The sequence below is a fragment of the Saccharothrix sp. CCNWYY140 genome (assembly GCF_037401995.1).
Taxonomy (GTDB): Bacteria; Actinomycetota; Actinomycetes; order Mycobacteriales; family Pseudonocardiaceae; genus Actinosynnema.
Map to the genome: position 1 here is coordinate 19,058 of NZ_JBBEGC010000082.1, position 12,627 is coordinate 31,684.

A 12,627-nucleotide genomic window follows, 5' to 3' on the forward strand; every position below is an offset into this window, starting at 1 on the left:
AAACGGCTAACCGGTGACAATGAGTTGACGGTTACTTCGCCACATCGGGACCCGTCGACGCCTACAGTGGAGGGGTGACTGGTCTGGCGGCCGGCTGGGACCACGCGGCTCTCGCGCAGGGTCGAGCCGGCGATGCGGAACACGATGTGGAGCTGCTGCTCGCTTTCCTCAACACCCGAGACGTCGAACTGGGCACGGACGTCCTCGACGACGCGGCGGCCTGGCGCACCTGGGTCGCCGAACGCGGCCTCGGCGACACGGGCGACCTGGCGCAGGCCCGAGCCGTCCGCACGTCGCTGCGCGCCTCCCTGGGCGAGCGGTCCGAACGCCTCGACGGCCCCGACCCCACCCCGGCGGCGGGCCTGATCCGGGTCGACCTCAGCCACGGCGTGCCGATGATGTCCAGCGAGGACGCCTTGGGCGCGGTCCTGGGCGCGGCGGCACGGCTGGCGGTGCTCGGGTCGTGGGAACGGTTCAAGATCTGCCAGGCGGACGGCTGCCTGTGGGCCTTCTTCGACCGTTCACGCAACCGCTCGCGGATGTGGTGCTCGATGCAGGTCTGCGGCAACCGCGAGAAGGCGCGCAACTGGCGGGAACGGCGAGCGCTGAGCGTTTCGTAGGCCGGGCCGGGGTTGAGCCGAGGCCGGTTGCTGCCCGGCGGACGGGGTCGGTGCTGCGGCCGAGGCGAGATGCGGCCGGGCCGACGGTCGCGGTTCGTGCTGCGGTTGCGGCCGGGCTGGTGGCTGGGTCGGTGCTGCGGCTGGGGTCGGGGTGCCGCGCGGGTTCGGCATGCGCCGATCACCCCGTCCCGCGTCCGCGTCACACCACGAGCTGGCTCACCGTGTAGATCACCAAGCCGGCCAGCGCGCCCACCACCGTGCCGTTGATCCGGATGAATTGCAGGTCCCGCCCGACCTGCAACTCGATCTTCCGCGAGGTCTCCTCGGCGTCCCACCGCTCCACCGTGTCCGTGATCAGCGTCGTGATCTCGTGCCGGTAGTTCGACACCACGTGCCCCGCCGCGCCCTCCAGCCAGCCGTCGACCTTGGCGCGCATCGAGTCGTCCTCGACCAGCCGCCGCCCGAAGGACATCAGCCCTTCCTTCACGCGCTTGCGCAGCTCGGACGACGGGTCCTCGGCCGCCGTCAGCAGCATGCCCTTCGCCGTGCCCCAGGCTGACCCGATCAGGCGTTGCACGTCCGGGTGGTCGATCACCTGCTGCTTCACGTTCTCCGCCCGCTGCATGGTGGCCGGGTCGTGCTGGAGGTCCGCCGCGAACTCGATCAGGAAGTGGTCCACCGCCTGCCGCATCGGGTGGTTGACGTCCGTTTTCACCGCCCACGCGAAGTTCAGCAGCTCGGAGTACACCTTGTCGGCCAGCAGGGAGTCCACGAACTTCGGCGACCACGTCGGCGCGCGGTCCGACACGACCGTCATGACGCGGTCGTAGTTGTCCCGCACCCAGTCGTAGGCCCGGTCGCAGACCAGGTCCACCAGCTTGTGGTGCGCCCCGTCCGTCAGCACCTGCCCGAGCAGCTTGCCCAGCGGCGGACCCCACGGCTGGTCGGTCAACCGGCGGACCACGGCCTGCTCCACGATCGCCTGCACGTCATCGTCCCGCAGCACCGTGACCGCGCCCTTGATGACGTTGGCCAGTTCGGACGTCACCCGCTCGGCGTTGTCGGGCACCGACACCCACGCGCCGACCCGCCGCGCCACGCCCACCCGGCGCAGCTTGTCCTTCACCACGTCCTCGGCCAGGAAGTTCGTCCCGACGAACGACCCGAGCGCGTCGCCGAAGGTGTTCTTCCTCGTCGGGATGATCGCCGTGTGCGGGATGGGCAGGCCCAGGGGCCGCCGGAACAGCGCGGTCACGGCGAACCAGTCGGCCAGGGCGCCCACCATGCCCGCCTCGGCCGCCGCGCGCACGTACCCGATCCACGCCGGTCCGCCGTCCTCGAACACCAGCGCCACCAGGAAGATCGCCGTCGCCGCGAGGAAGAAGCCCGTGGCGACGAGCTTCATCCGGCGCAGGCCCGTGCGCTTGAGCTGGTCAGCGGCCGTCAGTTGCTCCACGACGCCATTGTCCGTGAAGATTCGGGCTTGTGCGGGAACCAGCGCTAGTGACCAGGATGCGGCCGTTCACCTCGACGATCTTCGCGGAGATGACCGCGTTGGCGGTCCGCACCGGGGCGGTGAACCTCGGGCAGGGCTTCCCGGACACCGACGGCCCGGCCGGGATGCTGGCCGTCGCGAAGGACTCGATCGACGGCGGGCTCAACCAGTACCCGCCCGGCCCCGGCATGCCCGTGCTGCGGCAGGCCATCGTCGAGCACCGCGCCCGCTACGGCACGCAGTACGACCCCGACACCGAGGTGCTGGTCACCGTGGGCGCCACCGAGGCGATCGCCGCGTCGCTGTTGGCGCTGGTCGAGCCGGGTGACGAGGTCGTGCTGATCGAGCCGTACTACGACTCCTACGCGGCGTGCGTGGCGCTCGCGGGCGGGACCCGCCGGTCGGTCGGCCTGGTCGAGGAGCCCGGCACCGGCCGCCTGGGCCTGGACGTGGAGGGCCTGCGCGCGGCGATCGGCCCCAAGACCCGAGTGCTGCTGGTCAACACCCCGCACAACCCGACCGGCACCGTGCTCAACCGGGACGAGCTGGCCGAGATCGCCCGCCTGTGCGTCGAGCACGACCTGATCGCCATCACCGACGAGGTGTACGAGCACCTCGTCTTCGACGACGTCGAGCACGTGCCGCTGGCGTCCCTGCCCGGCATGGCGTCGCGCACGATCGCGATCTCGTCGGCGGGCAAGTCGTTCAACTGCACGGGCTGGAAGATCGGCTGGGTGTGCGCGCCCGCCGAGCTGGTCGGGGCGGTGCGGGCGGCCAAGCAGTTCCTCACGTTCGTCGGCGGCGCCCCGTTCCAGCCGGCCGTGGCCCACGCGCTGCGCCACGAGCTGGAGTGGGTCGAAGGGCTGCGGACGTCCTTGCAGAACAAGCGCTCCCGCCTGGCCGAGGGCCTGGCGGAAGCGGGCTTCGCGGTACGGCCCTCCGAAGGCACCTACTTCATCACCGCCGACGTCCGCCCGCTCGGCTTCACCGACGGCCTGGAACTGTGCCACGCCCTGCCGGAGCGGATCGGCGTGGCGGCGGTCCCGGTCCAGGTCTTCACCGACCACCCCGAGCAGTGGCAGCACCTGGTGCGGTTCGCGTTCTGCAAGAAGGACGAGGTCCTGGACGAGGCGATCCGCCGCCTGCACAAGCTCACCGCCTGACCGGCTAGGCGTCCGACGGCACCTCGGTCCGGGAGCCGGCGAGCCGCTCCTGCACCAGCGCGTGGCGGAACTGGTAGCAGGCGCCGGCCTGGCGCAGGACGCCGAGCTTGCGCGCGTCCTCCAGGAAGACCATCAGCTCCCACGGCAGCTTGCCGCGCACCGCCAGCCAGATCCGGGCCACCGTGAACCACCACCACCGCAGGTGCAGCACGGACAGCGTGAAGCCCAGCATCAGGCCGCTGGCCAGGCCCAACCCGACCATGCCCGTCTGCCGCGGCCCGAACACCAAGCCCGCCGCCGCGCCGAACACCACCGAGAGCACCAGCGAACCCGTCCACACGGCGATCCGGTCCCGCGCCATCGTCCACTTCGGACTCGACGGGTGGGTCAGCTCCGCGCTGTCCGCCAACGCGAAGCGCAGCGCCACCGCCACGGCCAGCCCGAGCCCGACCACGAGACCCGCCGACACCCCGTACAGCGCGCCGAACGCCAGCCCCAGGGCCGTGCCCGCCACGCCGCTGACCACGACCAGGCTCCGCCACACCCCCAGGCGCGGCTTGGGTTCGCGGGTGCCGGAGGCGTGCAGGGCGGCGGCGGCCACGACCAGGCCGGCGGCCAGGCCCGTCCACGGTGCGAACTTCGGCGAACTCGCGTAGGCCATCAGCCACGCCACGCCGACGCCGCCGATGGTCCCCAGCGCCAGCGCGCCCAGCAGGGCCAGCCACGTCCCGTGCACCGACCGGCGCACCCGCCACCAGGCGATGTCCTCCATGCCCGCCGCCCGCCCGAGGAACGCCAGCCAGCGCCGCGCCTTGTCCCGCGGCCACACCTGGCTCGCCCGCGCCTGGTGCGCCGCGCCCCGGTCGCCGAACGCGCCGTCGACCAGTGCGTCCACCAGGTGGTCCTCGATCGACCGGCGGTCCGGGAAGGCACCGCGGTCCAGCAGTTCGCTGGGTTCGCCGTGCGCGTAGACGACCCCCGCGAGCCACACCGAGAGCGGCGTGGACAGGGCGTCGGCCAGGCGGCCGTCCGGCTCGTCGCGCAGGTGCAGGAAGATCGGCTCCCACCGGGCCGCGGTCAGCGGGTCGGCGTGCGCACGCAGGTAGCCCGCGATCTCCTCGTGGTCCAGCGGTTGCAGCTCCACCACGTCCGCCGCGGGCACCGGCACGCCGATCTCGGCGAACTCGTCGTACCGGCTGGTCAGCACCAGCGGCGAGGACCGGGGGAACGCCCGGTTGATCCGCTCCAGCGCGTCCGCCCGCTTGGCGCGCGGGATGCGGTCCAGCCCGTCCAGCACCGGGAACACCCGCCGCTGCTCGATCAGCAGGTCGGCTGCGTAGCTGCCGTACAACTCGGTGTTGCGCAGGGCCGGGTGGTCCTCGTAGAGCCGGTGGGTCATCCACGTCCGCACGTCCTCGGCGTCCGGGTCCCAGGTCGACAGCGGCAGCAGCACGGGCACCGGCCCGTCGACGTGGCGGTCGAGCAGCCCGATGGTCAGCAGCATCGCCACGGTGCTCTTGCCGGACCCGGGCTCGCCGAGGAACACCATCCGCTTCTCGCGCTCGAACGCGCCCACCACGGCGTCGCTGCGCCCCGGCCGCCCGTGCGCGGAACTCCAGTGCAGGTCGAGCAGGTCCTCGTCGAGACCGCGGGCCTTCGCCTCCTCGGTCCACTGGGCGTGCAGCGCCTTCGCCAGCGCCCGGACGGCCGCGTCGAGGTTCTCGTCGGTCGCGAGCCCCGCCGCCCGCCGCCGGTGCAGCCACGGGTCGAACACGGCCAGGAACGCGAGGAACCCGACCGCCAGCCCGGACAGCCACAGGTCGGGGTCGATGCCGTAGTCGGTGACGAACAACCCGGCCGCCGCGAGCAGGGCGGCCAGGACACACCCCACGAGCACGGCGCGTTGGCGGAATCTGGACACGAGGGCATCATGTCCCACCCGTCACCGCTGGTGGTGACGCGGTCACCCCCGTGTCGTGCGTACGCTCGGGTATGTGATCTGCCCCAAGTGCCAAGAGACGATGCGGACCATCTCGCACGGGTCCGTGCACATCGACCAGTGCGGCAACTGCAAGGGCGTGTTCCTCGACGGCGGTGAGCTGGAACAGATCATCGCCGCCGAGCAGGCCCACTACGCGCAGCCACCCGCTTACCCGGCGGACCCGAGCGTGCCGGCCTATCCGGCCAACCCCGGCTCGCCCGGCTACCCGCCGAACCCCGGGGTACCGGCCTACCAGCCGCCACCCGCCCAGCCCGGTACGCCGCCCGCCTACCAGCCGCCTCCTGGCACGGTGCCCGGTCCGCCGCCGCCCGTGCACCCCGGCGGTTACCAGGACTACCGGCAGCACCCGCAGCAGCGCCCGCACCGCCGGCGCAGCTTCCTGGAGGAGCTGCTCGACTGAGCCACCCGCGGCCTCCGGCCCCCGTCTCGATCGTCCCACGGGGTACCGACAATTCCCCGCGGTCCGCTCGCGGATTCCTGCGACCAGCTCGCCGGTCCGGCTGCCGGCTCGCGGGTCCCGGCTGCCGGCTCGCGGGTTCCGGCTGCCGGCTCGCCGGTTCCGGCTGCCGGCTCGCGGATTCCAGCGGTCCGCTCGCGGGTTCCGGCTGCCGGTTCGCGGAGTCCGGCGGTCCGCTCCCGGAGTTCGGCTGCCCTGCTCTCGGACCGGGCGGCCGGGCGGCCGGGCGGGTGGGCCGGGTCAGATGGGCCAGGTCAGGGTGGAGCCGTCGAGGGCGAAGTACTGCGTGTCGCGGCTTGCCGTGAAGGTGAAGTGCTGGCGGCGTGGGCGGCCGAGGTTGCGCCAGGTCTGGTAGGCCTCCTCGGCCAAGGTCCACAGTTCGCGTGGGCCGCCCTGGTCGACGACCGTGCCGCGGCACCGGGTCCACGAGCCGTCGGGGTGGACCAGGCGCACCGGGCCGCCGGCGGTCACCACGTCGGGCAGGGCGAGGCCCGCGAAGAACTCGAAGCTCGACACCGGGTCGACCACCGCCCGCGCGGGTAGCGGGGTGGTGCGGGAGGTCAGGGCCGGTGCGGTGGCCGCCGTGTCCAGGGCCGCCTCGGCCCAGGCCGGGTTGTGCGCGCGCAGCGGCATGAAACGGCCGTCGTCGACCAGGACCCGGCCGGTCGCGACGCCGTCCCGCACGACCAGGCGCACCAGGCCCGCGCCCAGTGCCCGGTTCAGCGTCGTCACGATCACCCCGCCCGGCTCGACCTGGTCCAGCCACGCCACCGGCACCCGCGACACCGCGCACGTGCCCAGCACCCGCGAGTACGGCGCCCGCGCCGGGAACCCCAGCTCGCCGTCCGCCTCGGCGCACCACGGCCGGTACCCGGCCTCCGCCAGCCGGTCCACGGCCCGCGCCAGCACGCCGGCGTCCACGTCCACCGAGGTCACCGCCCCGGACCCGAGCACGTGGCAGAGCAGGGCCGCGTTGTAGCCGGTGCCGGTCCCGATCTCCAGGACGGTGTCCCCGGGCCGCACGCCCAGGGCCTCCAGCATGATCGCCATGATCGTCGGCATGCTCGACGAGCTGGTGGGTACCCCGTTGACGGCGTGACCGGTCGCCAGTGCTTGCTCCCAGGCCGCGTCCGACCCGTCGAGCTGGGTGACGCACACCTGGTTCCGGTAGACCAGCGCCAGGTGGTCTTCCGCCTGCGAGGTCAGCGCGCGCCACGTGCCGCCGGGGCCGGGCGCGAAGAACCCCGGCAGGAAGACATGGCGCGGTACCTCGCGAAACGCCTCGATCCACCGCGGGTCGGCGAGCACGCCCGCGGTCACGAGCGAGTCGACCAGCTCCTCGCGGAGGTCCACCGCCGGGTCCACCGCCCCACGGTAGCGCTGTGGGCGAGCCCACGTCCGGTTTGCTAGCAGAGCGCTTGCAACTGCTAGCACTCGCGCGTACCGTCGGTTCCAGGACGAGGAGGTGCCCCGGGACGTGGACAAGTCCATCGACAAGGCGGTCGCCGACCTGGGTCGCGACATCGGCGAGTACATCCGCCAGCAGCGCAGCACCGCCAAGATCTCGCTGCGCCAACTGGCGAAGCTCGCCGGGGTGTCCAACCCTTACCTCAGCCAGATCGAGCGGGGACTGCGCAAGCCCAGCGCGGAGATCCTCCAGCAGATCGCGAAAGGGCTCCGGATCTCGGCGGAGGCGCTGTACGTCGAGGCCGGGTTCCTGGAACAGCGCGCGGGCGGCGCACTGGCCGACGCCATCGTCACCGCCCCGGACCTGACCGAGCGGCAGAAGCAGGTGCTGCTCGACGTCTACGAGTCGTTCCGGCGGGAGAACGCCGCGAAGAACACAGACCAGCACACCGAGGAATGAGTGATCTCCATGCCGAACCTGCCCACCACCGAGGAACTGCGCAAGGCCGGCGAGCAGGCCGTCGCCGCCGCCCGGACGCCGCTGCTGGCCGCCCTGGGCGCGGGTGACCTGGCCGCCAAGGCCGTCATCGAGGCGCTGAACAAGGCCAAGGAGCGGGTCGAGGCGAGCAAGAACGCCGCCGAGTCCACCGACTTCACCGGCCTGAAGGAGAAGTTCGACCCGGCCGAGCTGCGCAAGGTCGTCGACGCCTACACCCAGTCCGCGCTCAACCTGTACCAGTTCCTGGCCGAGCACGGCCAGGAGGCGCTGGACAAGATCAAGGCCGCGCCGCAGGTGCAGAAGGCCATCCACCAGGTGGAAGAGGCCGTCGAGACCGCCCAGAAGCGCACCGGCGCCGCGGCGGCCGACGCCCGCGAGCTGGCCGACGACGTGCTCGGCAAGGTCACCCGCCGCACCCGTTCGGTCGGCGAGAAGGTCGCCCACGACGTGGACGAGGCGAGCGAGAAGCTGGCCGAGACCGTCGTCGAGGTCGGCGGCGACGTGGCGCACGAGGTCCGCAGCACCACCCGCAAGGCCGCGAACCGCACGTCCGCCGCGCGCACCACGCCGGTCCGCAAGCCGGCCGCGCCGCGCACCACCACGACCAAGAAGCCGGGCGGCACCACCAAGTAAGTGCCGAGGTCACGGGGCGTCCCGCACGGGGATGCCCCGTTTCGGCTGTACGCCACCGCCGCGAAACACGTAGCCTGGGTGACGTGTTGTTCCCGATCCCGCCCCTCGACCTGTCGCTACTCGACGTCTGGGTCATGTTCCTGGCGTACTACGCCGGGCTGATCACAGGTGTTTTCGCGTTCGCGCACGCCGTGTCGCAGCGGGCGGAGGCCTTCACCGCGGCGGAACGGCTCACCAAACCCGCGTGGCTGGGCATCACCGGCGGCGGCACGTTCGCCCTGCTGCTGTTCAGCCTCGCCGGCCCCGGGCTGATGTTCTGGCTCGCGGGCCTGGTCGCGGTGATCGTCTACCTGGTGGACGTGCGGCCCCGCCTGATCGAGGTCCAGCGCGGCCCGCGGTGGTGACGTACCGGACCTTCGGTTCCGGCACGCCTGTCACCCTCGTCGGCCACGGCCTCGGCGCCACCCCGGGTGAAGCGCGCCTGCCCACGTCCGGGCTGCGCGGCACCAAGGTCGTGGTCACGCTGCCCTCGCACGGCGACGCGCCCGACGCGCCGCCCGGCTACTGGGACTACCGCCGCATCGCCGCCGACCTGCGCGCCGTCGCGCGGGAGACCGGGGCTACGCAAGCGATTGGCGTGTCCCTGACCTCGGCGGCGTTGATCGCGCTGTTGGCCGAGGAGAAGGCCGCCTTCGAGAAGGTTGCCCTGCTGCTGCCGGCCGTGTTGGACGAGCCGAGGCCGTTCCTGGCCCGTGAGGTCGCCATCACCGTTGTCGGCGGACCGCCCGAGTACCAGGCCGAACGCCGGCAAGCGTTCACCCGCTTGGATGATGCTCTCGCCGAACTGCCTGGGCAGACCGCCGTTCCGGACCGGTCCGCGCTGCACGCCGTCGACATCCCCGTGTTGGTCGTGGGCGCGACGGAAGACCCGCTGCACCCCGAGCACATCGCGAAGGAGACGGCCGCCGCGTTCCCGAACGGGCGACTGGAACTGGTGCCGTCGTGGCTGACGCACCGCGCCGACGTCCGCACGTGGTTGGTCGACTTCCTGCACGGGTAGCCGAAGGGCATGGCCGAACAGAAGAAGATCGCATTCCTGGTCGCCGCGGAGGGCATCGAGCAGGTCGAGCTGACCGACCCCTGGGCCCACGTCGAGAAGGCGGGCGCGGTCCCGAGGCTGCTCGCGCCGAAGCTCGGGCAGGTCCAGGCGTTCGAGCACCTCACCCCGGCCGACACCTTCGACGTGGACGTGCCGTTCGCGCACGCCGACCCGGCCGACTACGACGGCGTCGTCATCCCCGGCGGCGTGGCCAACAGCGACTTCCTCAGGCTGGACCGCGACGCCGTCGCCTTCGTCCAGGCGCACGTCGCGGCGGGCAAGCCGGTCGCGGCGATCTGCCACGGGCCGTGGCTGCTGGTGGAGGCGGACGTGGTGCGCGGCAAGGAACTCACCTCGTTCCCCAGCCTGGCCACCGACATCCGCAACGCCGGCGGGCAGTGGGTCGACGAGGAGGTCCGGGTGAGCACCGAGCAGGGGTGGACGCTGGTGACCAGTCGCAAGCCGGACGACCTGCCCGCGTTCAACCGCGAGGCTTTGAAGGCGTTCGGGTTGTAGCGCGTTGCGCGTTCGGGTTGTAGCGCGTGGGTAGTAGCCCAGCGCGGGGATGTGCACCTCCCCGCGGCGGTCCCTCTTTTAGAGCCGGGTCTGCGCATACGCGGCGATCGCGTCGCGCACCCACTCGGCGAACCCCTCGGCGTGGGCGTCGAACTGGACCTTGAAGTCCGGCGCGTCGACGTACAACTGGCCCAGCCCCGTGTAGGACTCGCGGTTCGGGGTCCAGCTCAGGCGGATCCACCGGTAGTGCCGGTCGGTCACCTCCTGGACCTCCGGCGCGTCCGGCGCGGCGCCCGCGTCGAACAGCTCCCCGAACGCCTTCGCGATGGCCTGCCACTCCGCCATGAACGCGTCCGCGTCGGCCTTGGTCCAGCTCTGCGCCCGGCGCTTGCTCTCGTCGATGTGCTCCTGGGCGCCCTCGCCGAACCGCTCGACCAGTTCCGCCTCGTAGCGGGCCTGGCGGTCGGCGTCGAAGCCCTCGAACAGCTCTTCCATCTTCATCGTGTACTCACCCCCCTCCAGTTCCTCGATCGTGCGGGCGACGGTCTCGCTCAACCGCGCGAGCCGCTCCTGCTCGGCGTGCAGCCACTGCTGGTGGTTGCGCAGCACGTCCACCGTGCGGTGCCGGCCGTCCAGCACCTCGGCGACCGTGTCGAGGTTCAGCCCCAGGTCCCGCAGCAGCAGGATCTGCTGGAGCCGCAGCAGCTGCTCGCGCTCGTAGTACCGGTAGCCGTTGCCGCCGATCCACGCCGGTTCGAGCAGCCCGATCGAGTCGTAGTGCCGCAGCGTCCGCGACGTCACCTTCGACATCCGCGCCACCTGCGCGATCGACCAGGCCATGCCCGTCACCTCCCCTTGCCTGGACCACGGTAGAGGTTGACGTAACGTCAATGTCAACGCGACTTCGCCGGGGAGCGGAGCGGGGCTTCTCGGGGAGCGGAGCGGGGCTTCTCGGAGGAGGGGCAAGATGGAGTGTGTGTGGACCATCGCCGGAACCCTGAAGCCCGTGTCCGTCCTCGACCGGCTCGATCTGGTTGCCGAGCCCGTCGCCGCCGCGCTGCGGTCACTGCCCGACGCCGGGCGGCTCGCCGTGAGCGAGATCGACCCGACCCTGGCCGACACGGCCGAGTTCTGTGCCCACTACGGCTCGCCGCTGGAAGCCTCGGCGAACTGCGTGATCGTGGCGGGCAAGCGTGGCGACACCATTCGGTATGCGGCCTGCGTCGTGCTCGCCACTACCCGCGCCGATGTGAATGGTGTGGTGCGGCGCCGGCTGGATGCGCGGCGGGCGTCGTTCGCGCCGATGGATGACGCGGTTCGCCTCACCGGCATGGAGTACGGCGGCATCACGCCTGTCGGGCTCCCGGCTGAGTGGCCGGTCCTGTTGTCGCCCGAGGTCGCCGCCGCGCCGGAGTTGGTGGTGGGCAGTGGCATTCGGGGGAGCAAGATCCTGGTGCCCGGCGAGGTCCTGGCGAAGTTGCCCGGTGCGGAGGTGCTGGAGGACCTGGCTCGTCAGGTCGGGTAGCCGCGGAGGAACTCCACGGCTTCGTCCAGGTCGTCGGTGACGAGGATCCAGCGTTCGGCCTCCCGACCGGAAGCGAGCCGCTGCACGAGCGGTGCGGCGGGGACCTCGTGCACCCAGAAGTCCTTGCCCAGGAACACCATCGGCGCGGGCGGGCCGACCGAGCCGTAGTGGTTCTGGGTGTAGTCCTGGAAGACCTCCTGCACGGTGCCGGCGCTGCCCGGCGTGTAGACGATGCCGCCGGTGGCGACGGTCAGCAGGCCTTCCTCGCGGACCGAGTTGGCGAAGTACTTGGCGTGCAGCTCGCACGCGGGGTTCGGCGGCTCGTGGCCGTAGAACCAGGTCGGGATGCCGATCGTGCGCGGCCGGTCGAACGTCGGCAGATCGGCCGGAAAGGCGGCGATCCACCGGCCGATCGACTCGGCGTCCCCGCCGAACTTCGGCGCTCTGGACAGTTCCTTGAGGACCCCGTCGTCCACCCCGACCCGGACGCCGAGCGGCACGGCCTCCATCGCGCCTGGACCGCCGCCGGTGAGCACGGTGAACCCGGCCTCGCCCAGCCGCGCGCCGAGCTCGACCGCCCGCCGGTACCCGGCGGTGTCGCGGCCCAACGCGTGCCCGCCCATCACCGCGACCGGGGCGCCGTCGAGGACCTCGGCCAACGCCTCGGTGATGGCGTGGTCGTGGAGGCGTTCGGCGAGGGCGTGCAACGGGTCGGGGTGGTGGCCCTGTTGCTTGCTGTGCCGGTAGATGCGGGCGTCGGGGGTGTCGGCGTACGACTCGGGTCGGTCCGGGGTGAAACCGTCGAACAGCTCGGCCGGCGTGTAGAGGGACGACCGGTAGACCTGGTACGGCACATCGGGGATGTCCGGGAATACCAGGGCTCCTGCCGCGTCCGCTCGCCGTCGCGTGGCGGGCGACAACGTGCAGCCGAGGAACAACGCTCCGTCCAACGGGACCCGCAGGTCGATGTGTGTGAGGTCTAGGCCGACGAGGACCGCGCCGCGCAGGTCGGTGGCGGCCAGGACCTGCTCCTCGGAGGTGATCTCGGTTCGCACCGCCGCAGCCTACGTCTTTCAAGAGCTTCAAGAGCAACGCTTCGCTCTCAAGCGGACGCGCTGGCGCGCTCTCAAGATTAAAAGCGCGCAGGGAGACCACCGATGGGGGGTGAAGGGCGTCGGTTCCCCCACCGCATGGCCTGGCGGAGCCAACCA

14 protein-coding genes are annotated in these 12,627 nt (G+C 71.9%); 9 read left to right on the top strand and 5 right to left on the bottom strand.

Annotation, left to right across the window (positions count from 1 at the left end; all coding sequences use genetic code 11):
• The first annotated feature begins 74 nt into the window (after nucleotides 1-74).
• A complete protein-coding gene (locus tag WBN91_RS28120; protein WP_337727146.1) occupies nucleotides 75-620 on the top strand; it encodes a CGNR zinc finger domain-containing protein in 546 nt (181 codons plus the stop codon).
• A 199-nt stretch (nucleotides 621-819) separates the two neighbouring features.
• Here the strand turns inward: WBN91_RS28120 and WBN91_RS28125 are convergent, their stop codons facing one another.
• A complete protein-coding gene (locus WBN91_RS28125) occupies nucleotides 820-2,025 on the bottom strand; it encodes a DUF445 domain-containing protein (RefSeq protein WP_337727163.1) in 1,206 nt (401 codons plus the stop codon).
• An 80-nt stretch (nucleotides 2,026-2,105) separates the two neighbouring features.
• Between WBN91_RS28125 and WBN91_RS28130 the strand changes: the two genes are divergently transcribed.
• Nucleotides 2,106-3,278 carry a pyridoxal phosphate-dependent aminotransferase gene (locus WBN91_RS28130; protein WP_337727147.1) on the top strand — a complete coding sequence of 391 codons (1,173 nt, stop codon included), beginning with the start codon at nucleotides 2,106-2,108 and terminating at the stop codon, nucleotides 3,276-3,278.
• Between the two features lie 4 nt (nucleotides 3,279-3,282).
• Here WBN91_RS28130 and WBN91_RS28135 read toward each other — a convergent pair whose 3' ends face one another.
• Nucleotides 3,283-5,199, bottom strand: a complete 1,917-nt coding sequence (locus WBN91_RS28135; protein WP_337727148.1) for an NACHT domain-containing protein — start codon at nucleotides 5,197-5,199, stop codon at nucleotides 3,283-3,285.
• A gap of 73 nt (nucleotides 5,200-5,272) precedes the next feature.
• On the opposite strand from WBN91_RS28135, the gene WBN91_RS28140 reads away from it, so the two are divergent.
• Nucleotides 5,273-5,680, top strand: coding sequence for a TFIIB-type zinc ribbon-containing protein (locus tag WBN91_RS28140; protein WP_337727149.1), 408 nt, complete (start codon nucleotides 5,273-5,275; stop codon nucleotides 5,678-5,680).
• A 297-nt stretch (nucleotides 5,681-5,977) separates the two neighbouring features.
• On the opposite strand, the gene WBN91_RS28145 is transcribed toward WBN91_RS28140, so the two are convergent.
• A complete protein-coding gene (locus WBN91_RS28145) occupies nucleotides 5,978-7,102 on the bottom strand; it encodes a protein-L-isoaspartate(D-aspartate) O-methyltransferase (protein WP_337727150.1) in 1,125 nt (374 codons plus the stop codon).
• A gap of 112 nt (nucleotides 7,103-7,214) precedes the next feature.
• Between WBN91_RS28145 and WBN91_RS28150 the strand changes: the two genes are divergently transcribed.
• The 5 genes from WBN91_RS28150 (at nucleotide 7,215) to WBN91_RS28170 (ending at nucleotide 9,891) form a co-directional block, all read left to right on the top strand.
• On the top strand, nucleotides 7,215-7,604 hold the full coding sequence (locus WBN91_RS28150; protein ID WP_337727151.1) for a helix-turn-helix domain-containing protein: 390 nt from the start codon (nucleotides 7,215-7,217) through the stop codon (nucleotides 7,602-7,604).
• A gap of 9 nt (nucleotides 7,605-7,613) precedes the next feature.
• Nucleotides 7,614-8,276 (top strand): hypothetical protein, encoded by a 663-nt coding sequence (locus WBN91_RS28155; RefSeq protein WP_337727152.1) that lies wholly within the window; start codon nucleotides 7,614-7,616, stop codon nucleotides 8,274-8,276.
• Between the two features lie 110 nt (nucleotides 8,277-8,386).
• Nucleotides 8,387-8,680, top strand: coding sequence for a DUF2516 family protein (locus WBN91_RS28160; protein ID WP_443217815.1), 294 nt, complete (start codon nucleotides 8,387-8,389; stop codon nucleotides 8,678-8,680).
• Nucleotides 8,677-9,336: an alpha/beta fold hydrolase gene (locus tag WBN91_RS28165; protein WP_337729412.1), complete on the top strand. Its 660-nt coding sequence runs from the start codon at nucleotides 8,677-8,679 to the stop codon at nucleotides 9,334-9,336. The genes WBN91_RS28160 and WBN91_RS28165 overlap by 4 nt, the downstream gene beginning before the upstream one ends.
• Before the next feature lie 9 nt (nucleotides 9,337-9,345).
• Nucleotides 9,346-9,891: a type 1 glutamine amidotransferase domain-containing protein gene (locus WBN91_RS28170; RefSeq protein ID WP_337727155.1), complete on the top strand. Its 546-nt coding sequence runs from the start codon at nucleotides 9,346-9,348 to the stop codon at nucleotides 9,889-9,891.
• 78 nt (nucleotides 9,892-9,969) lie between these two features.
• Here the strand turns inward: WBN91_RS28170 and WBN91_RS28175 are convergent, their stop codons facing one another.
• A complete protein-coding gene (locus WBN91_RS28175) occupies nucleotides 9,970-10,731 on the bottom strand; it encodes a MerR family transcriptional regulator (protein WP_337727156.1) in 762 nt (253 codons plus the stop codon).
• A gap of 136 nt (nucleotides 10,732-10,867) precedes the next feature.
• Here WBN91_RS28175 and WBN91_RS28180 point away from each other — a divergent pair, with 136 nt between their 5' ends.
• Nucleotides 10,868-11,416, top strand: coding sequence for a YbaK/EbsC family protein (locus WBN91_RS28180; RefSeq protein WP_443217814.1), 549 nt, complete (start codon nucleotides 10,868-10,870; stop codon nucleotides 11,414-11,416).
• Here WBN91_RS28180 and WBN91_RS28185 read toward each other — a convergent pair.
• Nucleotides 11,404-12,471, bottom strand: coding sequence for a hypothetical protein (locus WBN91_RS28185; RefSeq protein ID WP_337727158.1), 1,068 nt, complete (start codon nucleotides 12,469-12,471; stop codon nucleotides 11,404-11,406). The genes WBN91_RS28180 and WBN91_RS28185 overlap by 13 nt on opposite strands.
• Nucleotides 12,472-12,627: the final 156 nt, after the last annotated feature.

Coding starts and splice junctions, on each gene's coding strand:
- WBN91_RS28125 (WP_337727163.1), bottom strand. CDS start 2,025: ATGAAGCTCGTCGCCACGGGCTTCTTCCTCGCGGCGACGGCGATCTTC.
- WBN91_RS28155 (WP_337727152.1), top strand. CDS start 7,614: ATGCCGAACCTGCCCACCACCGAGGAACTGCGCAAGGCCGGCGAGCAG.
- WBN91_RS28170 (WP_337727155.1), top strand. CDS start 9,346: ATGGCCGAACAGAAGAAGATCGCATTCCTGGTCGCCGCGGAGGGCATC.
- WBN91_RS28175 (WP_337727156.1), bottom strand. CDS start 10,731: ATGGCCTGGTCGATCGCGCAGGTGGCGCGGATGTCGAAGGTGACGTCG.